This is a genomic window from Methylocystis sp. NC52PC (genome assembly GCF_055698645.1).
Genome location: NZ_CP170127.1, coordinates 2,131,069 through 2,156,985, shown reverse-complemented (window position 1 = coordinate 2,156,985; position 25,917 = coordinate 2,131,069). Strand labels below are relative to the sequence as shown.

Below are 25,917 nucleotides of genomic sequence, written 5' to 3'. Positions count from 1 at the left end.
TGACGAAGCTTCCTCATGACCTCTCCGATCGTTCGTTTCGCGCCATCGCCCACGGGCCGCATCCATATCGGCAACGCGCGCGTGGCGCTCTTCAACTATCTCTTCGCCGCAACGCACCATGGACGATTCATACTGCGGTTCGATGACACTGATTTCGCCCGCTCCAGCGAGGAGTTTGCGGCTGCGATCGAGGTGGACCTCGCCTGGCTCGGGATCACGCCGGACGCGACCTTCCGGCAATCCCAGCGCGTGGCGCTCTATGAGGCGGCGGCGGCGAAACTGCGCGGCGCCGAACGCCTCTACCCCTGCTACGAGACGCCCGAAGAGCTCGAAAAGCGCCGCAAGATGCAGCAGGCGCGGGGGCTCCCGCCCGTCTACGACCGCGCCGCGTTGCGCCTGACCGAGGCCGACCGCTCGAGGTTCGAAGCCGAAGGCCGGCGCCCGCACTGGCGTTTCAGGCTCGACCCTGGCGTTGTGGAATGGAACGACCTCATTCGCGGCCCGGCGCATATCGATTGCGCCGCCCTGTCCGATCCGGTGCTCATCCGCGAGGACGGGAGCTTCCTCTACACCTTGCCCTCCGTCGCCGACGACATCGACATGAGCGTCACCCATGTGATTCGGGGCGAGGATCATGTGACGAATACGGCGGTGCAACTGCAGCTCTACGCTGCGCTCGCGCCACAGGCCGCGCCGCCGCTCTTTGCGCACCACAATCTGCTGATCGGCGCGGGCGGCGAAGGCCTCTCCAAGCGCACCGGCTCGCTCTCCATCGCCTCCTTGCGCGAGGAAGGTTACGAAGCCATGGCCGTCGCCGCGCTGGCGACGCTCACCGGCTCCTCCGACAACGTCCACGCCGTTCGCTCGCTCGCCGAATTGGCGCAAAGCTTTGACATTGCGCATGTGTCCCGCAATCCGGCGCGTTTCGATCCGGACGATCTCGAGACGCTTACGCATCGCACTCTGGCGCTCTTCGACTTCGAGGACGTGCGCGACCGGCTCGCGGCCCTCGACGTCGTCGGCCACAAGGCCGAACCGCTGTGGCGCGCGGCGCGCGGCAATCTCGCGCGCTTCGACGATATTCTGGAGTGGTGGCGCGTCGTCGAAGCCGAGATCGAGCCGACCCGCGAAGATCCGGCCTTCCTGAAGGAAGCCGCCGAGCTTCTCCCCGCCGAACCCTGGGACGAAGCGAGCTGGGCCGCCTGGACAGCCGACGTGAAGACTGCGACCGGGCGCAAGGGCAAGGCGCTGTTTCACCCGCTCCGTTTGGCGCTGACCGCGAAGGAAAGCGGGCCGGAGCTCGCGGCGCTGCTGCCGCTCATCGGGCGCTTCAGGGCCTTGTCTCGGTTGACCGGCGAGAGCCGGATCGCTTGACGCGCCTGCGCGATGGCGGCGCCAAGCCTTGCGCGCGGAGGACGCATCGTGTCGTCTGTCTCCATGCCTGATGAGTTTCAGACGACGCCGACGATGACGCTCGCGGCGGCGAGCCGGGTCTGGGCGCGCGTCGCGCTATTGAGCTTCGGCGGACCCGCCGGGCAGATCGCGCTGATGCACCGTGTGCTCGTCGACGAGGAGAAGTGGATTTCTGAGCGCCGCTTTCTGCATGCGCTCAATTTCTGCATGCTGCTGCCCGGCCCCGAGGCGCAGCAACTCGCGACCTATATCGGCTGGTTGATGCATGGCGTTCCCGGCGGCTTGATCGCGGGCGGGCTCTTCATCCTGCCCGGCGTCGTCGCCATCATGGCGTTGAGCGTCATCTACGCCGCCTATGGCGAGACGCCGGCGCTCGACGGGGCCTTCTTCGGACTGAAGGCCGCCGTTCTGGCGCTTGTGTTTTCGGCAGTCTGGCGGCTCGGCAAGAGAGCCCTGCAGACTCGCGCGCAAAAAATCATCGCCGCAGGCGCCTTCCTTGCGCTCTTCTTCCTCGACGCCCCCTTCCCGCTCATTGTCCTTGGCGCTGGGATCGTCGGCTTCCTTGGGAGACGCTTAGGCCTCCCCACGGCCGCCGCTGCGATGTCGACGTCCGAAGGCGAAGCGCGCGCAGAGCCGGACTCGCGCTCGGCGTTCTTCGCCGCAGCAGTCCTTGCGGCGCTCTGGCTCGTGCCGGTCGCCGGGCTCGTGGCGGCCTTTGGACGCGATGACGTCTATGCGCGGATCGCGGTGTTTTTTTCCAAAATGTCGGTTGTCACCTTCGGCGGCGCCTATGCGGCGCTCTCCTATGTCGCGCAAGAGGCGGAGCGTTTTCACTGGCTGACGCCGCCGGAAATGCTCGATGGCCTCGGCATGGCGGAGACGACGCCGGGCCCGCTGATCATGGTGCTGCAATTCGTGGGCTTCATGGCCGCCTTCCGCGAACCCGGCGCAACGGCGCCGCTGGCGGCCGGCGCGCTCGGCGGCTTGTTGGCCACCTATGTGACCTTCGTTCCCTGCTTCTTATGGATTTTCGCCGGCGCGCCTTTCGTCGAGCGGCTGCGCGGCGACAGGGCGCTGGCCGAGGCCCTGGCCGCCATCGCCGCGGCGGTGGTCGGCGTCATCGCCAATCTGGCGCTGTGGTTTGCAACGCACTTTCTGTTCCGGGGGCAATGGACGCTCGCGCCCCTGCCCGCGCAATTGCCGGATATCGCCACGCTCGACGCGACGTCGCTGGCGCTCTCCCTTGCCGCCGGCGGGCTTCTCCGCTTTGGCCTCGCGCCGGCGCTCGGCGCGAGCGTCGGCGCCGGACTGCTGCTCAAACTGCTGTAAATTACCCGCCGAGCGCCGGCACGCCGAAGAGATAAGGGTGCAGCACGAGGAAGAGCGCATAGAGCGCCGTGCCGGCGCCAAGCGCAATGGCGTCGCCCCTGGTGAAGGCGCCGAGCCGGGGCGCGCCGAGATCGCCCCGCCGCTTGACCGCGATACGGTCATAAACTCCAAAACCCAGCAAGGAGCCGAAGAGCAGCATCCCGCCGAGGTCGCCATTGACCAGGAGATGCCCGAGGGCCCAGCTCTTGAGCGCGACGAGCGTCGGATGGCGCAGCCATCCCCTGATGCGCGACGCGGGCGCGCGGCGGCTCGCCAGCGCGACGAAGGCGACCCAAACGAGCGGCATGGTGAGATGGCGCGTCCAATGCGGCGGCTCCCAGACCGGGATCAGGCCCTCCGCCCGATAGCGGGAAAAGCCCCAGATGATGAAAACCAGCCCCAGCAGCGCCACTGCTGAATAGGCGCCCTTATAGGCGTTGGCGCCATATTTCTCGACGAGCGCGGCGCGCGGGCCGCGCAGGGTCGAAAAGACATGGACGCCGACGAAAAGCACAATCCCAAGAATAAGAATAAGCATGCCTGCCTCGCCGCCGGTCGAATCGTCCTCGAAGGGACGCTTGCTGACCTATAGCACAGGCATGACGCGAGGCCGCGCTCGCCAAGCAAGGCTAGAAGCAGCGGACCTGCGCTTCCGCCTGGGCGCGGCGAAGCGTCTCCAGCATGTCGCGCGCGGCGCCGGTGTTGCGCATCAGCGAGCCGACCTGCCCCGCCTGCTGATTGAGGCTCGCCACCGTCTCCGCGGAAACGTAGCTTTCATAGGGCAGGATGCTCGCGATCACGTCGACGGAGCAGGAACATTGCTCGAGCGACAAACGCGTGTCGCCGTTGGCCTTCATGCAACCGAAGACATAATCGGCGCGGGCCGAGGTCGGATAGTCGTTGACGTCGGCCGCGGCCGCGGGCGCAGCGGCCAGCAGCAGGGCGACGAGCATGAGGCGCATGGCGCTCCCCTTGTTGAAAAATCGGCGACTTGAGCCACTCTACCCTCTCGCGGCGCAGGCGTGAACCATCCCTCCCGCCCCGCTTGATCTTTGACGAGCAGGCCGCAATTTCAATCGGGACGCCGCGCGACGGCGGTCCGCTCGGCGTCCACCGGAGAGTTGAGCGTGCGCCCTCTGTTCGTCGCCCTGTCCGCATTTCTCATCGTCATGGCGACCGTGGTCGGCGCCCCGGCGGCGCGGGCCCACGGCGCGATGCAGCGAACCCAGAGCGCGTGCATTTTGAAGATCGGCCCCGACCTTATGTATTTTTCCGGCTACCAGCCGGCCGCCTCGCATCGCAAATTCTGCGAAGACGCGCCGGTGACCGGCAAGACGATCTTCGTGCTGGACTACGCCCAACCAGAAATGCGCGAGATGACGGCGGATTTCCGCATCGTTCGCGACACGGGGCGCGAAGAGGACCCGGCGCAGCTCGCGGATATCACGGTCGCCTATCTGCCGCCGAAGGTCTATCCGCACGGCACGCTGAGTTTCGAGCATAATTTTCGCGAAGCCGGCTATTTCGTCGGCATTATCACCCTCGACGGTCCGCGCGGCGAGCGCTGGGTGTCGCGCTTTCCTTTTGGCGTGGGGCGACTCTTTCCGGCGCGGGCCCCCTATTACCTCCTTGCCGCGGCCGCGGCGCTCGCCCTGCTCGTGCTTCTGTGGGGCAAGGAAGAAAATGTCACGACGCCGCGCTGACCGAGCGCGACGCCGCCCGAAATGGGCGACGCACAACCAACCTGGGCGGCGAGATTCTCGCGTGGCGCGAAGTCCAAAAGATTTGTCATTCTAAGGGCTTGCGCAGGGGAAAAGGAAACATCATTGTGCGCTCATGAACGATCTCGGCTGGCGCTTTGCAGGATTCGAATACTCGCCTCATACCGGGTTGCGGCGCGGTGGAGTCCAAATCCCAGTTGGCCCTCAGGCCCGACAACTCTTGGAGCTGCTGCTCGAGGCCAAGGGCGGCGTCGTTTCGAAAGCTGAGATCGGCGCGAGACTTTGGCCCGGTCGTCCGCCTTCGGATGATTCGATCGACCGCTGCGCCTATCTGCTGCGCAAGCCCCTCAGAGAAGCCGGTTACGGCGATCTCATCGCCACGGCTTACGGACGCGGCCTCTCCCTGCGGGCCAAAGTCGAGGTCGTCGATTCCGACCTCGAGACGGCGCGACCGCCGGAAGAATGCCTCAGCAGCCGCACGCTGGATCTGTGGCAAGCAACCTATGAGCTCGCCGGCAACTGCACGCGGGACGGTTTCGAACGCGCGCAGGAAGCCGTGGCCGCCGCTGCGCAGCGCGACGAAACCTCGCCGGCGGTCTGGTCGCTGTCCGCCATCATCGCCGCGAGCCGCGTCTCCGCCGGCTATCTGAGGCCGGCCGAGGCCGCGGAGATCATCGAGAAGGACGCGGGCCGCGCGCTCGTCCTGGCGCCGGGCTTCCCGGCGGCCCTGGCGGTTCTCGGCTGGGCGCGGGCGACATTGCTGGCTCGGCCCGCGGACGGTCTCGCGATGCTGGACCGGGCGGTGGCGCGGGACCCTCGCTATGGCAGGGCGCGCGCCTTTCGCAGTTGGGCCTTCGTCAGCCTCGACCGTCTCACCGACGCCATCGACGAAATCGAGGCGGGTCTTCACGTCTCCCCGCACGACCGCGCCCATCTGAACATGCGCGCTTGGCTCGAGCTTTGTAATGGCAATCTCGACGGCAGCGCGACGCTCGCGGACCAGGGGCTTCGGACGCGGCCCGACGCAACCTATCTGACGAGCGTGCTGGCGATTGTGGCGAGCCTTTCCGGTCGTCACCAAGAGGCCGAGAGAACGGCGCGCGACGCCCTCATGCTTTCTCCAGGCCACCCCATCTTGATGGCGGTTCTCGCCTATGTCCTGGCCGTGGCGGGAGATAGGAGCGCCGCCGAGGCGACGCTCGCCGCCGCGCATGACGGCGAGCAGGTGGCCCCGCCGCATCTCTTCACGGCGGCAGCGCAGTTGGCGCTCGGCAAGCCTGACGACGCGGCGCAGACGTTGCGCCGCGGCCGCGACGAGGGCTGTCCCTGGTTCGCCTTCGCTCCTTACGATCCGCGCCTCGCCGCCCTGCAGGAGGACATCGGTCGGCTGCGGGCGGAGCGGAACAGCTTTGCCGGTTGAAATTGCCGGCGGCATGGCCTTAATGCCCCATTGAATCGCGGATCGCCGCATGCACATGGGGAAAGCCTAAAATGATCGGTCGTCTCAACCACGTCGCCATCGCCGTCGACAGCGTCGAAAAAGCGTCGCAGGTCTATCGCGGCGCCTTGGGCGCGAAGGTGTCCGCCCCCGAGACCGTCGCCGAGCATGGGGTCACCGTGGTTTTTGTCGAGCTGCCGAACACCAAGATCGAGCTTCTCGAGCCCTATGGCGAGAATTCGCCGATCGCCGCCTTCGTCGCGAAAAATCCGTCGGGCGGCATCCACCATGTCTGCTACGAGGTGGACGACATCCTTGCCGCCCGCGACAGGCTGAAAGCCTCCGGCGCGCGCGTGCTGGGCGACGGCGAGCCCAAGATCGGCGCACATGGCAAGCCCGTGCTCTTCCTGCACCCAAAGGATTTCTGCGGGACCCTCGTCGAACTCGAGCAGGCCTGAGCCGATGCCCTTCCCCCTCCCCCTCGCCCTGGCGATCTATGTGACGATCTGGTGGATTGTCCTGTTCGCGGTCCTGCCGCTCGGGGTCCGCTCGGCGGAGGAGGCGGGCGAGGAGCGTCCGGAGGGAACCGATCCCGGCGCCCCGGTCGCCCCGCAGCTGGGCAAGAAGGCGGCGCTCACGACGGTGATCGCGGCGATTGTCTTCGCCCTCGTGGCGGTCGCCGCCAAATACCTCATCCCATAGGAAAGCGGCTCCGCTCCGCGATCGGGGTTGACCAGGGGGACGAGGGCCGGTAGTTGATCGAAGCCCGCGCGAGCGAAGAAGCGAGCGGACCGACCCGCCCGATTCTTCGCCTCGCCAAGCGGCGGGCATGGAACGAGCGCGTAGCTCAGTCGGTAGAGCATCTGACTTTTAATCAGGGGGTCCTGGGTTCGAGTCCCAGCGCGCTCACCAACAAAATCAAAGGCTTGTGTAATCCAAGCGCAGCCTTCGCTCTCTTCCACGTAACCATTCACGTAACGGGCGGCGTTGCCTATGCCCCTCAAGGTTCGCGGCGGACCCAGTGGCTTCCCGTCAAGCGTAATGGGCATCGCGCAGGGACGTCGGCGATCAAGTAGCCAGCCGGACGGGCGATACTCTCTATAGGCCTCCGTAGGCCCCCTAGAAGCGATACATCCCTTGTGCTCGCTTGGACCCAACCGACGGACCTCCATTGGGGGGTGCCGCATTGAAGATAATCTGACGGCCAGCGTGGACGAATCGGGCAGGGGGAGCAAGACTGATGCGACCCCGCGACTAATGCGGCTGGATGAACAAAATGATTTCACTGACGTGGGACTTAATGTGACGGGACAGAAAGACTTACCGGAGATGTTGGCAGGACGGTACGTTCTGACCAACGACGTACGGAAAGGGGCGCAGGCTACGGTCACCCGGGCTTACGACACACACACAGCGCGAATTGTAGCGGTCAAACGGGTTAAGTTTGGTCCTGACGACCAGAGAGCGCGTGAAGGGTTTCAGCGCGAGGCCGGGATATTGCAAACGCTGACCCACGAAAACATCGTGGAGCTGATCGAGGTCGAGCGAGACGGCGACGGTAACTGGTTCCTAGTTCTGGAATGGATCCCCGATAATCTTGAAGACATCATTGCTCGCGATGGTCCAATGCCGTGGGCGATCTTCTGGGATAGGTTCGGGAGTCCGCTTCTGAACGGCATTGCTTTTGCCCAGAAGAAACGCATTGCACACCGGGACATCAAGCCAAAGAACGTGCTCGTTACCGAGGCTGGAGTCGCCAAGCTTGCTGACTACGGCATTGCTAAGCTGCTGGATAACGGGGGGGCCTGGAAGGCAGTGTCAGGCGTGACATTCCGCTTCGACTATACCCCAGGCTATACGCCCGCGAAGCCGGAGGATGAGCAGTTTGTCTTCAGCCGCGATTGCTTCGCTTTCGCTGCCTTAGCCATCTCCTGCGTCGCCGGTAGGGCGATTGAAAACGAGGTTGACCAGAAGGTTGCCTTCCAAGAGGCCCCACTACCCCCACCCATAAGGGCCATACTAGAGCGGTGCCTAAGCGATGATCCCAGTGCTCGGCCCCAGCTGGCCTCGCTTCTTAGGGAACAACTCGGACAGGCAGAGGCGGAAGCCCAACAAGGTCTTGTCGCTTCGATTTTAATTCATCTTCAACTCAGTGGTGGCGTGTGCGGCGTACTGGAACGGCGCCTGGAGGTCGATGGGCAGGTTGCGGTCGAGCGGTTCATCATTGCTGAGCTTACGGAAATCTGCGGCGTGTTAGCCAGAGCGGGCCAGTCGGAGAGCGATCCTGATCACCTTGAACTTGTAGGAGCAACTTGGAAGTTCGAGTGCATCATCACTGGTCGTTGGCAAGAAACATTGCACATGATGCGTGCCAGCGAGATTGGAGCTGGACTAGCGGCCAGCCTGCGGGAGACGGGAGCTTCACACCCAATCAAGTTCGCGTTCGTCAGGCCGAAGGATCCCGAGAGGGCCGGCCGCGAACTTCAGCTTCTATTCAGCGAGGCGCTAGCGGCCCAACATGAATATAACGCGGAGCGCCTGGCGCGAGCTACGCAACGTATCTTCCGTATCTGGCGAGGCTACCTTCGTGATCGCGCCGATCTAGAAGCGAAGCGAGGCAGCGCGATTCGCTACCTAAATCGGAGTGTCATCGGCGAGCGTGTGGTCTTCACTACTGAGATCGCAGAAAGCGACGAGATCATAGGTCAGGAGCGAGTTATCCAGTTCAAAGGGGGACGAGTAGGCGGCAAAATCACGCTTGTCTCGTTCAACAAGCTAATGATGGAAATCAACTTCGGAGACCCCCGTTCGCTGCCGCTCCGAGGCGAGATCGCGATAAATACCATTGCCGCACAGAAGGCGCTTACGCATCAAACACAAGCGCTCGATGCGATTTTATTCGACCGCGCCGTGAGCCCGCGACTCAAACAAATTGTGTTGGATCCCTGTAGCGCTACACCGCCTGTGCCAGTCTATGGACTGACGCCAACAGATCGTGACTTTGACGATGAAAAAGCGGAGATCCTAGCGCGGGCAATGGGGGTACAAGACATCTTAGCGATCGAGGGGCCGCCGGGTACAGGCAAGACCAAGCTCATTACTGAAATTGTCGTCCAGTGGTTGAGGAGCAACCCTGAAGACCGCATCCTCTTGTCCTCCCAAACGCACATCGCATTAGACAATGTCCTCGAGGGGGTCGCAGAGCTCGATCCTTCGATTGAGTTGGTCCGGATCGGCCGCTCGGACGAGCCAAAGATATCTGAGCAAAGCAAAAGGCTGCTGTTGGAACGTCGTGTCGAGGCATGGATCGCTGAGGTTCGGAAAGCCTCAGAAGCGGAGATGGTTCGGTGGGCCGCGGCAAACGGCGTCGATCGCGAGACTGTTGCCACTGGAATGAAGGTCGAGCAACTGCTTCAAGTCCTCAAGCGCCAGTTAGATGTGCGCGAGGCCATCGCCCAAATGAGAAGTGAACGAAGAGAGGTGGAGAATGCATCGCAGTCGAGCTCTCAGGATATCATCGACGAGGAGGAGCTTGACGAGGAAACGACTCAGCTGGATAGCGAGATAGGTTCGCTGCAGCACGAGTTGCATACGCTCCGGGACATGGAGAAAAAGATACGGGATGCGATGAGTGCAATGGGGGGCTACGCTGCCGAGTTAGCCAGTTCGGAAGACACGAGAGACCTCGCAGACTGGGCCGCCCATTTCCTCAAATCAGACCCGGGCGCCGAGGCCTGCCGTGAACGTCTTGCTCTGCTAGAAGACTGGCAGCTGCGGGTCGGAAGGTCGCCGGACTTTAACGCAGCCCTGCTCTCATCCGCACAGGTCATTGCCGGCACCTGCGTGGGCATTGCGAGTGTGAGGGGGATGGAGGAGGTAAGTTACGACCTTTGCATAGTTGATGAGGCGTCTAAGGCGACGCCAACGGAAATATTGATCCCAATGGTTCGTAGCCGACGCTGGATCATCGTGGGGGACCCTAAGCAGCTTCCGCCCTTCTTCGAGGAACTCGGGGACGCGCTTTTGTCAGAGTTTGACGACAAGGAGGTTAAGGCAACTATACTTGACCGCCTCCTTAACCAACATGACGGCCTACCGCCAGGATGCCGCGCGGAGCTGCGTAATCAGTACCGTATGATTAGGCCAATCGGGGACCTGGTGAGCGAGTGTTTTTACGATAAACGACTGGAAAGCCCCATCGCCACGCATGGTCTAAAATTGGGGATGGTATTCTCAAAGCCAGTCACTTGGTTCTCGACTCATGCACTTACCAATCGAACTGAGCGGAGCGAGGGTCAAACTTTCCATAACCCGGCCGAGGTCCGCATTGTGCGGCAACTGCTACAACGACTTCAGTTTGTTGCTAAAGCGCAGAAGCGGCGCATCACTGTCGCGGTGATTGCTGGTTATACAGCCCAGGTCGCACTTCTTCGTGAAATGGCCTCACAAGGTGTAGCCGAGTGGCCGGATCTCGAAGTGGTTTGCAACAGCGTAGACGCGTTTCAGGGTAGGCAGGCTGACGTATGCATCTACTCAGTAGTACGATCTAACTCGCGCGGACAGCTCGGCTTTCTCCGAGAGCAGCCTAGGCTGAATGTGGCCCTCTCGCGAGGCAAGAGCGCACTCGCTATCGTCGGGGACCAGATGTTCTGTCGCATGGCAGGTGGACGCAATCCATTCAAGCCAGTAATTGATTACATAGACCGCAACCCAGACTCTTGCGGACTGGAGACGGTAGAATGACGCCAGAAGAGGTAGCAAGGGCCAACCAGTTCCGTGAAGGCTTTAGCCTGGTTGACTACGCCGAGGTCGGCTTGCCAATTTTTAGGCTAACGATTGAGGCCGTTACCACTTCTAGCCGATCGCTTCCCACAATCCACGAGTTCGTGATGCGATGTCTTTCACTGGGTGAGGCCCGAGAAGACAAAATTGCGTGCATGCTCGGATTGAAATGCGACATTGTCGTAGCCGCGGTCAACATCCTTGTATCCGATGGCTACGTCGCTCGCCAGTCGGAAAATGGAGACCTTCAGTCGTTCCGACTGACGGAGGCTGGAGAAGCACGCCTTAAATTAGAGCGACTTGAGGTGCCGCAAGAGGAGATGTTGGTTATTGACTATGATGGAATCAGGCGTACCCCAATCCGAATAGCTGGAACGAGCGTAATGCGGGCAGCGGACCTCAGGGCCGCAGGCGCCATCGAGGTAAGACCCTACCCAGCTGAGCCTCCCCGCGTCTCCGAGTTACAGATTCCAGACGTAACCCGTGTTATTAGGCGGCAGGGCGGCGAAGACTTCCGCCGCACAGTGCTGGCGCTCAAGCGCATCGTTCGCCGCAGCAACGTTTTTAGAGAAGCCGTGGCTCTTGTCTTTGCTGCAGATCGAGGGAACGAAATTCAAGTTGCCTTCGCTATTGACGGAAAGATTTCCGAGACCCACGAGCGCGCCTTCGCGGAAAACGGTGGCCCAAGGAAGATGGGCTTTGTGAAGTCACTCAGCGAGAATGACGCCCGAAGGCGGCTCGAGAGAATAGCCGGCAGCGAGATGCTGCGCGCGCTACCGCAGAGCAAGGATCTCACCTCTCTACGCCAAGAAGAAGCGCAGGCAGAAGCAGAAGTGCGCTCGCTTCGCCCAGCGGCCGATGGCGCGGCCAGGGGCAGCCCAGTGATTTTGGCGCTTTCCACGGCCAAAGAGCGACTCAAACTAGCCCAGCACGCCTTGGAGTCACTACCGATACGCCAGCTCGCGTGCTACGAGCAGGCGGACCTGCTCCATGAGGCGCTTGAAAATACTCGGACGCAATTGCTGATAACAAGCGCCGGCTTGCAAGCCAGCATCGTCAATGCACATATTATTCGACAGCTAGATCAGATCGCTGCAAACCGCGTCCAGGTGACCATCGAAACGCTGCTGAAGCCCCAGCTCAAGCCACGGGGTGGCGATTTTTTCGATCCTCTCTCGGAACTTACGCAGCGAAGTGAAAAGGGAATCTTGAAGTTAATAAAAGGAGCACCGCGCGAGCTGTATTTCCTCGTACAAGATGATGATTTGGCTGTTATTTCTAGCCGGCCTTTCCTAGGCGAAGTCACGCGACGTAGCGGCTTCATTAGGCTCTCAGGATTAGTGACCCGTCGCGCCGAGCAAGTGAGGCGCATTCGCGAAAAATTATTCACGGCGGGAAGAGAGGCAAAGCGCATTGGCTAATTCACGGCAAGTCTGGGCGGCGACACACGTGGGTCATGTAAGGCCAGTGAATGAGGACCGCTGCTGCGTTGGAGACTGGATCAGTAATGGCCACAACACTTCCTGGCGAGGGATAGTGGATGGCTCCTCTGGCTCGGCGGTTATTGCGGACGGTATGGGTGGCCATGATGCCGGCGAACTGGCGAGTGAATCGACAGTACGGACAATCATGAGTCTTGTGAAAAGCACGCAATCGGAACTTGATATTTTGCAGATGCTTGAGGTAGCGAATGAACGCATTTACGAGGAAATGTTTGGCGGCAGGGGTCGCCCTGGCATGGGCAGCACAGTAGTTGGCGTCGTGTTTCGCGGCGTAGATACGTTCATATATAACGTCGGCGACAGCCGCCTTTATGTGACTCGAGGCAAAAGTTTGAGCCAAGAAAGCGTAGATGACACGCTGCCACGAGTGTTTCCAAACCGGGCAGTCCGTAGCCACGCTCTAACCCAGTCCCTTGGCGGAAGCTACAGCCGTATGCCTCTCATCCCGCATATCAAGCACAGGGTCTTATCGAGGTGCGAAGGGCTGCTCCTGTGCTCCGACGGACTAACCGACATGCTTTCGGACGATGAGATCGCGAGCATCCTATCACGTAAATTGAGCCACCCCGCACAGGCGCTAGTCTCGGCGGCGCTCGATGCTGGAGGTTCTGACAACGTCACCGTTGTCGTCGTAGGAAATCAAGCCTAGTCGGCGCGAAGCTGTTCGTCCCCTAGCTTTTCCCGGACCTCGGCCCATTCCGGTTCGCGCCTGTTGGACTCGAACAACCCAGTTGCCAAGAGCTGATCCTCGAAGGCAAGTTGGCGCTCACGCTCCGTCTCGTCCAGCGCCATAAACCGTGACTTGAAGTAAATTGGCGTAGATTCCGGCTCGCGGCGGTCCGTAGAAACCTTCAATCTCCCGAGGTCAACAAACGTCCTTTCCACAACGAAAGGCACACGCCTTTTGATGTCATCGCAAGTGATCATGATGAGGCGTGGACCCTCCAGATCGATATCCACAAAATCACACGACTCGACGCCACCCTGGAGTACCTCCGCCGATCCAACAAGCACCCTGAGTCGGGGCGGCAATCTCGAGAGAACGGCAGAACGAAATCGGAAATAATGCGTTCCACGTAATCCCCCGAGACCTTCGAGGACCGCCTCCCCCACATCAGCGCGGACGCCCTCTCGATCGCCGGCGTCAAAGAGAAGCCGCCTGCCTTCATCCATCGCCGCCGAGTGGCTTCTGAAAAACGCCCTTAAGTCCGACTGGATTGACTTCGGCAAATTCCGGTGTTTGAGCGCGCCTGGGAATTGCATGAGCGCGAGATGCACAAGAAGATCCTCCCGCCGAAACCGTTCGGCGGCCGCGAACACCTCATCCGCGGCGAGATCCTCACGCAACATATTGAGCGCCCGCTGCCATGAAACCCTATTGTCCGAGATGCACAGCAACGCCTCTGCTGGCGCTTCCTCCTGAGTCGGAAAGCGCCCTAGGTGTATGGCGCGACCCCGGAGCGCTTCGATTGCCGCGCTAATGCGTTCTCTGAGTGCGGGTTGTACATCGACTCCGCGCTCGCGCAGCGGCGGCTTTGGGAGGGCACCTTCAACAAAGGATCTCGAACGGCGCCGAAACAAGACCTCCTGCTCAAGGTCCTTGTCGCGGTAGACAGTGACGATGCCCGGCGCGAAGGCGAGTGGCTTCTCCCCAGTCACATCTGTAATGAAGGACTGTAGTTCCTGCTGCTCATAATACTTTTGGAAGGTACCGCGCGAAGTGAGGTAGCCATCGCCATAGGGCCTGTGTCCGGCCGTAGACGTCTTGCCGTGCAGCATCACTGAGACGCAGAGAGCCCGTCGCGTGAAGGACCAAGCAGCCTTCAGTGTTTCGACCCTCTCATGCGGGTCTTCGATTACGTTAATTACAAATCCTAGATTGACGATGTCCGCAGCTGCACGTGGCCCCTCTGGGGCGTGGTGGGGATCCCAGCCAAAGGCGCTGAAGCCCTGCGACGCTAGGGCTGCCACATCCTCGCCCTGCCCGCAGCCATAATCGAAGATCGATCGATCCTTCTGGACGACCCCGAACCGCATCATCAATTGCATTGGTTGTGAAAGGTCGCGACGCACGATTGCTGTCCTATGCCGAACAACATTCACATGTTCCTCGCCACTCTCGAGAAGACGGTGGCCACGAAGGACCAGGCCAGCTTCCGCGATCCGGGACTCCCATGCTTTACGCGTTCCAATCCTGTTCGACTCCCGGAACAGACCGCGCTTCTCTGCCGCAGCGGTAAGCGCGTGAAAAGTGGGCAATCGTGGGTCATCTGGTGGGAGGAGTAATTCCTTACGATGTAGAATCGGCGGATTGGCGCGTTTTCGATAGTCCGTCGCGGTTACCTTGCCTGATACAAGGTCGATTTTGGTTGATCTAAGAAGAGCAGGAAATGGAGCCTCATCGAAGGACTCGTAAAGCAGGAGGGAAACCGACTTCCTCTCGATCTTGGCGACGTTCCATTCCAAGTCACCAACAACGGATAGGACGTGAGAAATGGAGTTCGCATCGCTTTCGTCCAGCAGCGCGACGGCGACCCGATGCACATAAAGCGCCTTGCCTATTCGTTTACCCATCGCCCGCATGACTGCTACTTCAAGGGAACCGCCCAAGTGAGATAGGATGTTAAGGCCGATCCAAACTCCAAGCCAAGCAGCAAATCAATAGAGTACTTTCCCCGTCCGAAATACCTCCGTCTTGGCTTCCCGGCGATAACGGTCTGGAAAGAAGTACATCAGCCAAGCTCTAAGAATTTCCCACATCTCGGAGACAGCGTAGGGCATCGTGGCGGCGTCTCCTTTAGCCTCTAGCATCGCGATAGCCGCATCGTCTGATAATCCGAGAGACGCGCCTAGTTCAATGTCTTTGATTAGCGGCATTGCCTCCAGAATACCGCCTATCCTGCTTCTGAACTGATCCAATGTTAGCCCAGGTTCCAACGAAAGGGCCTTGAGGTCACTTTCAGCTGCCTCGAAGGCTGATTGGATAATACGGCTCCTCATGCCTTCTCCTTTTGAATATACCTGCCAAACTCTATCAGGCTCTCGGCAGGAAGGGAGCCAGCTGCTTGGCAAAGCACCCACGTCTTCATCAAAAATGAGCTCATCTCCAAGGCTTGGCGTAGCCTCCTTTAGTTTATTCACGTGATTGCGGATCGCGTCTCGGAAGGCTTCGTCTGGCGAAAATGAGGTTTTCAGTACTTTTTGCTCGAAAGCTATAAGCATTTCATCGAGCCCGGGCACACTTGGAAGCAGTTCAATGTTTGAAGGGAACGCCCAGCCCAATGCACGTGAGGTGAGGTTTGCCGAGCCGAAAAGAAACCTGTCATCAAACCTGTAAAGCTTCGAGTGATTCAACTGATTGAGATACAACCTCGAATTCTTTCGCTTTTGAAGTAAGTCATATATTTCTAAATCACACACACCGGCGGCTACTTCTTTAGGGATCCATCTAGCGACGACCCGCACGATTACCGTGGGGGGCGTCTCTTCCAACACTCTTGCCAAGACCGCACATTTTATGAAGGGCGCTATAAGGGTCATCTCCCGCTGGCATGCCTTGGCTGCCGTTAGAATGTTTTCGCCGGGCGTGCTCATTAGGCATCCTCGTCATCGTCCGTCAGAAAATCCCTCGCCATTCGACCCCAGTCCTGTCTCATACGACGGAGCCTCTCGCGATTCGGGACATCCTCTATCTCCAGTCGCGCCCATGCAGCGAGGAGCATTTCAAGTGTTTCGGCGGCGTTTTCAATTCGCACGACCAGCTCACGTTCCGTCGCCCCTGTCGTTTCAGCATTCAGAGTATCTATAAGATGCTTAAAGGTCGGATGAGTCCTATTGAAGATGATTTCCGTAAGTCCACCGGCCTTTCCGAGCTCTACTCCAAAGAAGGCTTCCATTTCGCTATCAGCCTCAATGAAAATAACTTTTCTCTTTCTCTTTAATGTTGCATTTGCGATCTCGGTCGCTGCCGGCTCAGTGTAATTCTTGTTTTTGACGAGATCCTCAACGAGGCTATCCTTCGCCTTCTCGTCGAAAACTTCTTCATCTGATGGAGCCCCCTTTCCGGCTTTTGCGCGCTCTTTAAATTTAGTCGTAGCCCGGTCTTCAGCGGACGTATCCTCGTGTCGCTTGCCTCCTCCCGAACGCCGTCCTTTTGTCTGGTTGCCCAAAGATTCACGGAGACGCGGGAGGATTGTTCTTATGTGATTGACGATATCGATCAGCTGCGCGCGATGATCGCCATCATCCGTGATCCGTCGCTTGTAGTCTAAATATTCTTCGCCCGGCTCGGCCTCTAGCTTCCAGTCGAAATTTGCCAAATGGGAAAATACCGTCGCCGCTTGCTTATTGTTTGTGACCCCAAAAACCTCGTCGAGCGCGGGAGGAAAATCCACTTCGATTCCCCACCAACGTTCTCTCGGGTCGTTGATCGTCCAAGTGGTATCAAGCTCAAGTTCGCGGTCGGCTCTGACGATGGAGACTCCAATATTTTTTGCAGCATGCTTCCCATAGAGCTTATTACCGCGATCGGTTCCATCGTCAGGCAGTGTTTCCAGTCGTGCCCATGCAGCTCTTACGGTCACGTAATGTGTGGTTCCTTGAAACGTTACCGGGAAACGAGCGTCTTTTTCGCCCCACATTTGAAACATCGGTTCCTTGCCAAATGGTTCGGGCGTCGAAGAAGGCGTCATCAAATATAGCGGGTCGTTCACCCTTGCGTTCTGATCGAAGAGGATATTTTCTCCGTCAATAGCCCGCAGTTGAATACGCAGTTCTCCCCTATGGATGAATTTGCGATACATCCTACCTACTAACGTCTCCGTATTTTCGAGCGTCGCCTTTCCGCCTTTCCAAGACAGCCTTTCCTCGTCGAGTTTGCTCCAAACGACCAACGTACCCGTTGTGCCGAAGGATGTCCCACGTTTCCTCCAGTCGAGGGGCACAGGATCGGGCTTTGGAGTAGGGACGACCCTCATCTTGCCCGCTTCGATTTCGTCTATGTCTAAATAGCTATGGAGCGCATTGTCTGGTCCGCTTTGCCACGTCCAGACATCAACCCGCTTTCCCTGTGAGATGGAGGCGTTTGGCAGTCCCATGCCAAAACGGCCGATCCCCGAGCGATCATGCAAATGAGTGCCGTTGCCAAATTGCAGCGCCACTCGAAGAACGTCCGCTGACATTCCTGAACCATCGTCAAGAACGGCTATAGATTTCACTCGGCGCCGACTACGTAGGCTGACGAGTACAGCCTCCTCCAAACAAAACACTTCGACGTGCTTCGCTCCGGCTTGCGCCGCGTTATCGATCAGCTCCGCCAGCGCGTAGGCCGTGTTTCTGTAGCCACTATCTCGCATTGCACGAATAGCAAGTTCAGTCGGAATAATATCGTTTTCGACTCGGCCCTCAACGGTCTCAACGCTTGACATCTGCATTTTCTCCTACCTGAATTGTGTGCTTAGAAAGAGGATCCTCTGAGCGATCAGAAATTGTTCCAAACGTCTTCCCAATTAGTGAAAGCCTGTGCCAGGTCTCCGAAGCCAGGAAGCTGCGGATCGACCACTGTGACGATTTCAGCTGACACATTACCGCCGGCTTTTACACCCCGAATCGAGCGCCCGACCATCTGACTATAAAGGACTAAGGAGCGTGTCGGGCGCGCAATAACGGCGGCGCTAGTTTTGGGCGCGTCAAACCCGGTTGTGAGCACCCCAAAGTTCGTCATAACGATCGGCTCTGGATCAGCGCTTTTAAACTTAAACAAAGCCCGATCCCTATTGTGTTTTTCCGTTTTTCCAGTTACCACAAGCGCCTTTATCCCCCGAAGGTTTAGTATAGAGGTTATCAGGTGCGCATGCCAAACAGTCGCTGCAAACAGGATTATGCGGTCGTGACGGCTTGATAGATCCTCAACACATTTAATTATTTGAATATTTCTTTGCTCGTCAACGGCGAGCCGTGAAATTAGATCTTCGGAAATATCATAGTGGCTGGAAAGATCATTTAAGTCTTCCTTCGAAGGATTAATGCCACCTGATATGTTCAGCGTCCTAAAAGTTGGTCTCGCGATATATCCCTCATCTATAAGATATTCGACCGGATTAGAATAGCCGTCAATTTTCAGCATTATTTTCTTATTGCAAAACATCTCAGATAGCTCGGCGTCCTCACTGATGTTTGCCCAGGTTCTGCCCGGGGTTGCTGTCAAACCTAAGAGGGCATTCGATGGCTGCTTGTCGCAAATTAAATCGATCAACCTCCGGTAAGTCGGAGCCACGGCTTGATGAGCCTCGTCAACTATGAGTAATGCGATCCGATCTCCAAATCGCATGATCATGTTGGCGTCACGCTTCCACAGCCCATGAAGCTTGCCAAACCCTGCGACAAAAAATCCGCTACGGGCCTCTTCGAGATTTGGTTCATGATCGCCCCAGAAGCGATAAATTTTTGTTGGGTGCGAGCCTAATGATGACCAAGCCCTTTCGAACTCCTCTGCCGCTTGTTCGAGTAGTTCCGCCGTTTGGGCGAGCCAAATCACCAACCGGTTGGGGTGGCGGTTAAGAATTCGTGCCACTATGTGCATGGCGGTCCGGGTTTTTCCGGCTCCGGTAGGCATGTGGATAATGGCTGTGTGCGGCTCTTGTTGAAGAACGTCGAGGGCACGGTCTGCGACGTTCAACTGATGAGGAAAAAGACTGTACTTCGGCGTTAAATTTTTCTCAGAAGAGGAGTCAAGCTCCAGAGCCCGCTCCTGCTCAACTACCCCGAAGAAACTGAGGAGGTCTGAATCCAGACCACGTGCTTCTATTTCAAATTTCAGGCGGCGGTAAATATTTGACCCTTGGCTTTCGATGCCTAAGCGGCCAGCCAACTCCTCGGCTTTTGTCAACGGGAGAAGATCGATGATGCGAGAACGAAGCTCTTTGCTTCGCAATACCTCCATCGGAGAATAAGCTTGCTCTGCAAGCTTGACGAGATTGGCATGGGTTAAAAGGCTGGGAGAAAGGGCCGAGACAATATTCGTTGTCGCGGTGCCGATATAAGATTTTAAAGCAGTATCCGGAGCTCCGCTTAGTATGCTGCTCAACGATATTCCAGGCGCTGTCGTCATCTTCGTAATTCTTATTTGTGACAAGCTAGGCAAGCCTTCGCTTGCCCGTAAATGTCGTCGATATCCATCATCTCGGGCACTGTGCGCAACGGGTTAGGCTTAACCCTGCTTTTGAGGCGATCGATCCGTCGTTGATGCTCAGCCCGAATCTGGGCCACGCGTTCAGGCCGTGACATCTCCTCCAGGGACTCGCCTTGCGACCAGGTAAATGGTGAGCCGTGCTCCACTGCATTCTTCTCGTAAGTCTTGGCGTCCTCGAAAGCGTCCGGATGCTCCTCCATCAGTCGCACCCACTCAATCTTCTGCTGATAAAAGCAAAATGTGCAGCCGCTTCGCGAACGCCATCGATAGTAATCCGGCAAGCCGACACCCGAAGACTCTAGAATCTCGACGACACCGGACTTATCGACTCCTGATTCCCGAAAAGGTAAACGAACTCGGAGGTTCGCGTGTGTTGAAGAATACCCCTCGCGGTAATCCTCGTCCGCACGGATTGCGACGTAGCTTGTCACGCTATCACCGGCGTTCAAAGATGGCCGAAGCCATTCCTCGAACGGCCGGATCTTGAGCTGCCTTGTGCACCACCGAGTCTTTGGGGAGGGAAGGAAGCTCTTGTACTGCGTCAACCAAAAGTCGAAGTCTCGGTCCGGGTTTAAGCGGATCACCGGCTTGCCCAGAAACCCCTCAAGTCGCCCCAGGAACTCATAGACCTCCGGTAATTCCTTCCCGGTGTCGGTGAAGAAATATTCAATGTCAATTTCAGGATGATGCTGTCGCATGAAAATCGCAAGCGCGGCGCTATCGCGCCCACCGGACAAGCCCAATACGTGCCGATCTGTCATGCGGTCTTCCTCTTCGCCTTCCCCTGCTGCGCAACGTCATAAGAGCTTGCTAACTTAGTGCCCACCTCAGCGATGACGCCGAGCTTCGCATCGCGGCTAATCCCTTTCTTCTCTAAAAGAGCAAGGATCTCTTCGGCCAACGCCATGACCTCGGGACCTTCCTCTGTCGTGATGTCGGCTTCGGCGGTCACTGGAGAGTTCTTACTTGGGTCGGAGGAGTAAATGGCGAGACTTAGCCGGCGGTCCGTTCGGCCCTTAACGTGCGCAAAGCCCTCGCTCTTAACGAACTCCTGCGCTAACGCCGCTAGTTCAATACGGGCGTGATCGACGTCGCGATCGTGCCAGTCTCGGGTAGGCTTATTGGCCGCAAGCGTAGCAACGCCTTCGATAGATTCGAGATTGCTTGCTGATGGCTCGTAGCTAATCAGTCGAGTGGCGAAAGCGTCTAGACGCAAATTTCCTGTAAGCCCGAGAACTGTCTTGGCCCGGCTTCGAATGTCAGCGACCGCATCCGGCGTCAGCTCCTTTACACGCAGTTCTTTTAGCATGTCTTTTTCCAGACCACCCATCAAAGACGGGTAGGCGGTCACGAGCGCCTTGATGCCGTCCTTCACGAAGGTAGTTAGCTTTGTGGGGTCGTCGCGGCCCTCTCCCATCACCGACGGAAGGTCATCTAAGAGAAACTTATTGGGGTCGTTCGCCGTCTTGCCTAGGTTCCGGATCCGTGTTGCGGCATGTGGGAGGGTAGCAGTCCTTAGGACCCATGGGGGCAAGTCGTTCACAATACGCACTAGCCCCTTTGCAATATCCAAGGGCGTTGGTGCACGACAGCCCGGCTCCAGATCAAAACCGTTGTTCTTGGCCACGACATCAGCCAAACGATCCAGGGCGGAACGCTGTGCGTCTGAAAGTTCGCTCCAGCGGATCTTGACCGCATCCCAGTCCTGTATGAGTCGGTCCGTGACCATTGTAGTCACACGGACCTGGTAAACGCCGTCGAGATAGACCGATAAATGTTCAAGTCTGGACATCAGGAAGGCGACGCCGAGCACCGGTAAGAGACCGTCACGCACTCCGAAGGGGCGCGCCTTCCACTTCGAGAAAATGTCGGCCATGGACACTTGCCCGCCGGCGGCGCCACGTACTAGCTTTTCCGCGCATTTCCATAATCCGGAGAGCCTACCTGGGTTGTTCACGGGCGGCGGGAGGAACCGAAATGCGGTTGGATCAAGGGGATCTTTACGGTGCAATCCTGGGCGTTCGAGCAGAGCTGCGTAGAGGCCGCCTTCGGCGGGGTAGCCGTCGATGCCGAGCCGAGCCTCGGCAGGGTGTTCTATCATCGCCCGCAGTAGAGCCTTTTGCGCTGCGTTAGCGTTGCTCGAAGGCTTTAAACGGTTGAGGAGCTCATTGTGGATAACAGGACTTTGATCAAACCAAGCGTCTGCCAGCAGGGAGGCCAGGATGTTCAAGCTTGCCGCGCCGGCGACCGGCGGTTCGACGGCGGCTACGTTGGACTTCCATCGAGCCGAGACGAAAGCTTCGCGAAGCCTGTCTTCGAGCTCGGCGGCAATACGGGCTATCCGGGCACCGACCTCGCGGCGCGCAACCGCGTCGCCATTCAACTCGGAGCGCCCCGCGCGAACCATTTCCAAGGCTAATAGTTCGGCCGCAGTTTCCCTAATAGAGTAATTATCACGGGACCAGCCGACCGCAAAAGGGAAGTCCCGCTCTACTTCAGATGCAGCATTCAGAACGCGCCTCGCCTTCGCGTCGCTTTCGGATTCACTCCCAATAAGAAGCAGGAACAGCCCGGTCGAGCCGTTCATCGGTTTATAGTCTCGGATTGTTTCGACCGCTGATGCGAGCGGCGCAATGTCTACGTCGAACCAGAGCAGCGAACCCATGCGGTGATAAAATCGCTTTGCCAGGATAGGCTGGAGCATCGCGATCGAGCGTAGACGACCGAAGTCCAACCCAGCCATCTTGGCGCGCGCTTCCAGCACCGCACCCTCAATGTCGAAGTCACTCCCGGCGTAGATCGCATAGGCGCCGAGATGTTTCTTGAAGATGACTATTGACCACTCTGCGAGTGCGTCTAAAACCTCACCCAACCGCTTCGCTTTGATCCATGGCAGGCTCGCCTCCAAGAGTGCGGGCGACGCGGTCAAGCCGGATCGCTCTTTAAACAAGTCGATAAGGGCTATGCTTTTAGCGACAGCGATGTGCTCGGCATCTCCTCCACGCGCCTCACATCGTTCCAAGGCATCCACCGCCAAGGCCCACCTGTGGCCATCCGGCGAGGCCAGGATGGACGGCTCAAGATTAACCCTGAGGTAGTCCCACAAGCGAGGTAGCTCAAAGGAGCCACCCCTCTCTGGGGTATCTTGCAAAAACGACTGGAAGCCGAAAGGCTCCCCTGAGTTCAGGAAACCAAAGATGCTGCGCTGGCTTTGACCAAACCGCCGGCGGGAAAGCGGTCCGAGCAGGCTCGCCACTGCGGGACTAAGCGGCCAGCATTTGTTAATCCGGTTCGCTAGGGCTTGGGAACTCTCCCCCTGAGAACGCCGCATGGCGGAGGCGAACACTTGCGCCAGCTTGGCGTCAGGCCTCTTCCTCTCAGGCACCTCGATCGCTCGGGAAATCAGCTCGATTTGTTCTTCGATGTCGATGCTCAGCGGGATGTCAGCGAAGCGCCCCTGCACCTTCGCCCATTCATCCCTGGTTTCCCGAGCCAGTTTGTTTGCATAGTCGTCAAACGCCTGATGCAGGATCCCCACGACTAGGAGACGACCTCTAGAACGTGAGGCTTCTTCGGCAAGCTGTTGGAAGAAGTGGACGTCCCCCTCCCCCTTGGCTGCATATTCGAGGAACTTGCCCATTTCATCGATAAGGAGGAGCACACCCCCCGACTGGCACGCGAGTTCCTTAAGAACATCTATGGCGCCCTTACCGCGCCCGCGCTTCAAAGACGGAGCAACTTGGGCGACGGCCTCCAGGATCGAGGTCTCTACATCAGCCCTTCGCCCTGTCACAGCCACGACGGCGCGGCCCTTCCCTCCAACCTGGAGGTTCGTTGCGACCCGCGCCGCAGTATCGGCATCGACGATGGCGCGTGCTGCCTTCCGGTTCCTGGCGTCCTGGCCAATGAGAGCCGCAAGCAAGAGAGCAAGGCTGGATTTACCTCCACCGTATGGGCCCGTCCAAGTAAAGGCGCCTTGACCCGTCTCCGCGATTTGCGCCGCCATGTGCTTCAAAATCTGTGCTGCTGACGGAGAGAAGACGTAACCTTCAAGGGCCCCGTTGCTGGCGTCGTCGGCGTCAACGCGAACGGCCTTCTGGAAGCGGCGGCCAACGCGGACGAAATCTGAAAGGGTCTGCATCAGGCGGCTTTCTCAAGGCTGGCAGTTCGGTACATGCTACGGATAGCGTCTAGCGGATCGATTGCGGAAGGCTCGGCAGCATACGCCTGCCTGAGGCCCGTGCTTTCGTCCCAGCGAATTCCTCCGTCCGTCAGGTCAGACATCTCCGCGAGCCGCTCAGCTACAGACTCCTCGTCGAGCAGGAAGACACGCCCGGGCGAGCCGGGTTCGTGGGTCAGGGACTCAACAGAGAACTCGCGGCGGGTCCTATAGAGTTCGTTCCAGAAACGGGCTAAGCCGTAGAGGAAGACCTCACTGGGCAATGTCGGCTTGGGACCGCGACGGAATTGAAATCCACCGCCGACGCCCATCGGCTGGACAAGGGCAAGTTCGGATAGAGGCGACTCGAAGTTCTCTTCGTGCAATCCCTTCCCCGCTGGGGACTTGACTAGGTAAGTCCTCACAAAACACTCCACGTCTCGCCGCACAGTCATTTCGGTAAGCCTGGACTCTTTCATTCGCCCAGCCTCCCGCAGCAAAACAATTCTGGTCATAAGCCTCGAGACGAGCAGGTCGCGATCGAAGGTTGGTTCGTTGAATTCATTGAACGCCCAATGCCAGGTTGTGGAGCGTCCGGGGAGAGCGGCAAGATGCCAATGCAGGATCCACAGTGATCCAGGGTGCTCAAGGTAGGGGTCCCCATCTGAGCCAAATACGATTCGTCCGAGGGCAGACGGGAACAGCTTCTCTTCGTCGATGACGCCAGTAGAAATTGCCCAGTGGCGCATCGATTGCACCATGTTCTTGCCGACTCCGAAATCGGCGATGCTCTTGCTGTCGCTGAACACTGAAGACGCGTCAGCAGATCCAGCGTCTTCTACTTTCATGGAGGCATCAAATACTTTCTTCAGCCATCCATACCTTAGCGTGAATGTTTCGTGTCCGGCGAATTGAAGCCGGTAATCCTTTATATCTAAAAGGCTCCTCACGGTGCCAACCTCACTGGTGATTTGCTCCAGTTGAGCCTAATTTGGGGTCAGGGAAGAATCAAGGACTGGCGGAGGCCGCCAGTGGGAACGAACACAAATGGCCGATTGGAACTCCGGGAGAGCGATCTACCTCGACTATCAGGCCACGACGCCGGTGGATCCGCGAGTGGTGGAGGCTATGTCTCCCTTTTGGGAGATCGAGTTTGGGAACCCGCACTCGGTAAGGCACGCCTTCGGGTGGCGTGCAGATGAGGCTGTTCAAGAGGCCCGGCAATCTGTCGCGGACTTTGTCGGCGCGGACGTGAATGAAATCATTTTCACGTCCGGTGCTACCGAAGCCAACAATCTTGCTATCCTTGGGCTGTTAGGCCACGCCGAGGGCCGCGGAAGGAGGGTAATCGTCAGCACGATCGAGCATAAATGCGTATTACAGTCAGCGCGGCAGCTTGCGCGCCTCGGATACGAGATCGTCCATGTCCCGGTGGAGCGGACCGGTGCAGTCGATCTCCGTGCACTCGCGAATCTGATCGACGAAAGAACTGCGTTGGTCTCGATTATGACAGTGAATAATGAGATCGGTACAATCCAGCCAATATATGAGATCTCGGCGCTGTGCAAACAAGCCGACGTAATATTCCATAGTGATGCTGCGCAGGCGGGCGTGGCAATGAACCTTGATGTCGACCTTTTCGGCGTACACATGATGAGCCTTTCGGCCCACAAGCTCTATGGCCCCAAAGGCATCGGCGCCCTCTATGTCTCCCATACACTGCGCAATCTTTTGCGCCCTATTATTCACGGCGGCGGCCAAGAAGATGGTTTGCGTTCGGGGACACTTCCTACCCCGCTGTGCGTTGGATTCGGCGTGGCGGCCGCAATTGCAAAAGAGCAGCTCCCTCAGGACCTATTGTCCTATCAAACAAGCCGCAGGGCGTTCCTGCAAACGCTTAACTCCTTTCCTCTTAACTTTAGCATCAACGGCTCGGAGACCGGCCATCCCGGCAATCTGAACCTAAGCCTGCCTGGAGTCGATGCGGAGATTCTCACGACAAATTTGCAGCCTCGCCTTGCCATCTCGACGGGGGCTGCGTGCTCCTCTGGGATTCCTGAACCCTCGCATGTGCTTCGCGCGATTGGGCTGACTGCGGAGGAGGCTAATGAGTGCGTGCGCGTCAGCTTTGGACGGTACACCACCAAGGAGCAGGTACGCGACGCCGCGAAGCTTCTTGCGGAGATGGCGCTGTCCTCGAATTCTGCAACCTAGCGCGTCACTAAGACTTTCAGAGCCCATGTCTTTTGCCAGGCGCGATAGCAGGAAGTACCGACAAAGCGTGGAGTTAGCTGTTAATAACCACTGCTCGGCGCCATTCCTTCGACGCCCCCCTTGATACGTCC

Annotated in this window: 19 protein-coding genes and 1 tRNA gene; 11 read left to right on the top strand and 9 right to left on the bottom strand. The window is 58.5% G+C overall.

The genetic code is table 11. The features are described 5' to 3' along the window. Positions 1 to 15: 15 nt before the first annotated feature. Both gltX and chrA read left to right on the top strand, forming a co-directional pair. Entirely contained in the window at positions 16 to 1,374 is a 1,359-nt protein-coding gene (gene gltX, locus ACETII_RS12330; protein WP_472785671.1) for a glutamate--tRNA ligase, read from the top strand. Positions 1,375 to 1,437: 63 nt separating this feature from the next. Beyond that, complete coding sequence (gene chrA / locus ACETII_RS12325) at positions 1,438 to 2,742, top strand: chromate efflux transporter (RefSeq protein WP_472788159.1); 1,305 nt, start codon at positions 1,438 to 1,440, stop codon at positions 2,740 to 2,742. 1 nt (position 2,743) lies between these two features. On the opposite strand, the gene ACETII_RS12320 is transcribed toward chrA, so the two are convergent. Both ACETII_RS12320 and ACETII_RS12315 read right to left on the bottom strand, forming a co-directional pair. Then, the gene (locus tag ACETII_RS12320) at positions 2,744 to 3,319 is read right to left on the bottom strand and encodes an NnrU family protein (RefSeq protein ID WP_472785670.1); all 576 of its coding nucleotides are present in this window, start codon (positions 3,317 to 3,319) and stop codon (positions 2,744 to 2,746) included. Positions 3,320 to 3,410: 91 nt separating this feature from the next. Next, a complete protein-coding gene (locus ACETII_RS12315; protein WP_363346236.1) occupies positions 3,411 to 3,743 on the bottom strand; it encodes a hypothetical protein in 333 nt (110 codons plus the stop codon). 165 nt (positions 3,744 to 3,908) lie between these two features. On the opposite strand from ACETII_RS12315, the gene ACETII_RS12310 reads away from it, so the two are divergent. From ACETII_RS12310 to ACETII_RS12275, 8 genes are all read left to right on the top strand, one after another. Continuing rightward, positions 3,909 to 4,484 (top strand): hypothetical protein, encoded by a 576-nt coding sequence (locus ACETII_RS12310; protein ID WP_472785669.1) that lies wholly within the window; start codon positions 3,909 to 3,911, stop codon positions 4,482 to 4,484. Positions 4,485 to 4,617: 133 nt separating this feature from the next. Beyond that, complete coding sequence (locus ACETII_RS12305; RefSeq protein WP_363346232.1) at positions 4,618 to 5,922, top strand: winged helix-turn-helix domain-containing protein; 1,305 nt, start codon at positions 4,618 to 4,620, stop codon at positions 5,920 to 5,922. A 71-nt stretch (positions 5,923 to 5,993) separates the two neighbouring features. Further along, positions 5,994 to 6,398 (top strand): methylmalonyl-CoA epimerase, encoded by a 405-nt coding sequence (gene mce, locus ACETII_RS12300; protein ID WP_363346231.1) that lies wholly within the window; start codon positions 5,994 to 5,996, stop codon positions 6,396 to 6,398. A 4-nt stretch (positions 6,399 to 6,402) separates the two neighbouring features. Next, positions 6,403 to 6,642 (top strand): DUF1467 family protein, encoded by a 240-nt coding sequence (locus ACETII_RS12295; RefSeq protein ID WP_363346229.1) that lies wholly within the window; start codon positions 6,403 to 6,405, stop codon positions 6,640 to 6,642. Positions 6,643 to 6,776: 134 nt separating this feature from the next. After that, a tRNA-Lys gene (locus tag ACETII_RS12290) sits at positions 6,777 to 6,852 on the top strand. A 297-nt stretch (positions 6,853 to 7,149) separates the two neighbouring features. Beyond that, complete coding sequence (locus tag ACETII_RS12285; RefSeq protein ID WP_472785668.1) at positions 7,150 to 10,683, top strand: AAA domain-containing protein; 3,534 nt, start codon at positions 7,150 to 7,152, stop codon at positions 10,681 to 10,683. Continuing rightward, positions 10,680 to 12,143, top strand: coding sequence for a hypothetical protein (locus tag ACETII_RS12280; protein ID WP_472785667.1), 1,464 nt, complete (start codon positions 10,680 to 10,682; stop codon positions 12,141 to 12,143). Before ACETII_RS12285 ends, ACETII_RS12280 begins: the two co-directional genes overlap by 4 nt. 115 nt (positions 12,144 to 12,258) lie before the next feature. Further along, positions 12,259 to 12,873: a PP2C family protein-serine/threonine phosphatase gene (locus tag ACETII_RS12275; protein ID WP_472785666.1), complete on the top strand. Its 615-nt coding sequence runs from the start codon at positions 12,259 to 12,261 to the stop codon at positions 12,871 to 12,873. Here the strand turns inward: ACETII_RS12275 and ACETII_RS12270 are convergent. The 7 genes from ACETII_RS12270 to ACETII_RS12240 form a co-directional block, all read right to left on the bottom strand. Further along, the gene (locus ACETII_RS12270; RefSeq protein WP_472785665.1) at positions 12,870 to 14,807 is read right to left on the bottom strand and encodes a DNA phosphorothioation-associated putative methyltransferase; all 1,938 of its coding nucleotides are present in this window, start codon (positions 14,805 to 14,807) and stop codon (positions 12,870 to 12,872) included. The two genes, ACETII_RS12275 and ACETII_RS12270, sit on opposite strands and share 4 nt — an antisense overlap. Before the next feature lie 75 nt (positions 14,808 to 14,882). Continuing rightward, on the bottom strand, positions 14,883 to 15,818 hold the full coding sequence (locus tag ACETII_RS12265; protein WP_472785664.1) for a phospholipase D-like domain-containing protein: 936 nt from the start codon (positions 15,816 to 15,818) through the stop codon (positions 14,883 to 14,885). Further along, a complete protein-coding gene (locus ACETII_RS12260) occupies positions 15,818 to 17,656 on the bottom strand; it encodes an ATP-binding protein (RefSeq protein ID WP_472785663.1) in 1,839 nt (612 codons plus the stop codon). The genes ACETII_RS12265 and ACETII_RS12260 overlap by 1 nt, the downstream gene beginning before the upstream one ends. A gap of 47 nt (positions 17,657 to 17,703) precedes the next feature. Next, entirely contained in the window at positions 17,704 to 19,308 is a 1,605-nt protein-coding gene (locus tag ACETII_RS12255; protein WP_472785662.1) for a DEAD/DEAH box helicase, read from the bottom strand. 35 nt (positions 19,309 to 19,343) lie between these two features. After that, positions 19,344 to 20,174, bottom strand: coding sequence for a phosphoadenosine phosphosulfate reductase domain-containing protein (locus tag ACETII_RS12250; RefSeq protein ID WP_472785661.1), 831 nt, complete (start codon positions 20,172 to 20,174; stop codon positions 19,344 to 19,346). Further along, complete coding sequence (locus ACETII_RS12245; RefSeq protein WP_472785660.1) at positions 20,171 to 23,554, bottom strand: ATP-binding protein; 3,384 nt, start codon at positions 23,552 to 23,554, stop codon at positions 20,171 to 20,173. Before ACETII_RS12245 ends, ACETII_RS12250 begins: the two co-directional genes overlap by 4 nt. Further along, positions 23,554 to 24,522 carry a DUF4007 family protein gene (locus ACETII_RS12240; protein WP_472785659.1) on the bottom strand — a complete coding sequence of 323 codons (969 nt, stop codon included), beginning with the start codon at positions 24,520 to 24,522 and terminating at the stop codon, positions 23,554 to 23,556. Before ACETII_RS12240 ends, ACETII_RS12245 begins: the two co-directional genes overlap by 1 nt. 97 nt (positions 24,523 to 24,619) lie before the next feature. On the opposite strand from ACETII_RS12240, the gene ACETII_RS12235 reads away from it, so the two are divergent. Further along, positions 24,620 to 25,786 (top strand): cysteine desulfurase family protein, encoded by a 1,167-nt coding sequence (locus ACETII_RS12235; RefSeq protein WP_472785658.1) that lies wholly within the window; start codon positions 24,620 to 24,622, stop codon positions 25,784 to 25,786. Positions 25,787 to 25,917 lie beyond the last annotated feature (131 nt).

Coding starts and splice junctions, on each gene's coding strand:
- gltX (WP_472785671.1), top strand. CDS start 16: ATGACCTCTCCGATCGTTCGTTTCGCGCCATCGCCCACGGGCCGCATC.
- chrA (WP_472788159.1), top strand. CDS start 1,438: ATGCCTGATGAGTTTCAGACGACGCCGACGATGACGCTCGCGGCGGCG.
- ACETII_RS12320 (WP_472785670.1), bottom strand. CDS start 3,319: ATGCTTATTCTTATTCTTGGGATTGTGCTTTTCGTCGGCGTCCATGTC.
- ACETII_RS12315 (WP_363346236.1), bottom strand. CDS start 3,743: ATGCGCCTCATGCTCGTCGCCCTGCTGCTGGCCGCTGCGCCCGCGGCC.
- ACETII_RS12305 (WP_363346232.1), top strand. CDS start 4,618: ATGAACGATCTCGGCTGGCGCTTTGCAGGATTCGAATACTCGCCTCAT.
- mce (WP_363346231.1), top strand. CDS start 5,994: ATGATCGGTCGTCTCAACCACGTCGCCATCGCCGTCGACAGCGTCGAA.
- ACETII_RS12295 (WP_363346229.1), top strand. CDS start 6,403: ATGCCCTTCCCCCTCCCCCTCGCCCTGGCGATCTATGTGACGATCTGG.
- ACETII_RS12280 (WP_472785667.1), top strand. CDS start 10,680: ATGACGCCAGAAGAGGTAGCAAGGGCCAACCAGTTCCGTGAAGGCTTT.
- ACETII_RS12270 (WP_472785665.1), bottom strand. CDS start 14,807: ATGCGGGCGATGGGTAAACGAATAGGCAAGGCGCTTTATGTGCATCGG.
- ACETII_RS12265 (WP_472785664.1), bottom strand. CDS start 15,818: ATGAGCACGCCCGGCGAAAACATTCTAACGGCAGCCAAGGCATGCCAG.
- ACETII_RS12260 (WP_472785663.1), bottom strand. CDS start 17,656: ATGCAGATGTCAAGCGTTGAGACCGTTGAGGGCCGAGTCGAAAACGAT.
- ACETII_RS12250 (WP_472785661.1), bottom strand. CDS start 20,174: ATGACAGATCGGCACGTATTGGGCTTGTCCGGTGGGCGCGATAGCGCC.
- ACETII_RS12245 (WP_472785660.1), bottom strand. CDS start 23,554: ATGCAGACCCTTTCAGATTTCGTCCGCGTTGGCCGCCGCTTCCAGAAG.
- ACETII_RS12235 (WP_472785658.1), top strand. CDS start 24,620: ATGGCCGATTGGAACTCCGGGAGAGCGATCTACCTCGACTATCAGGCC.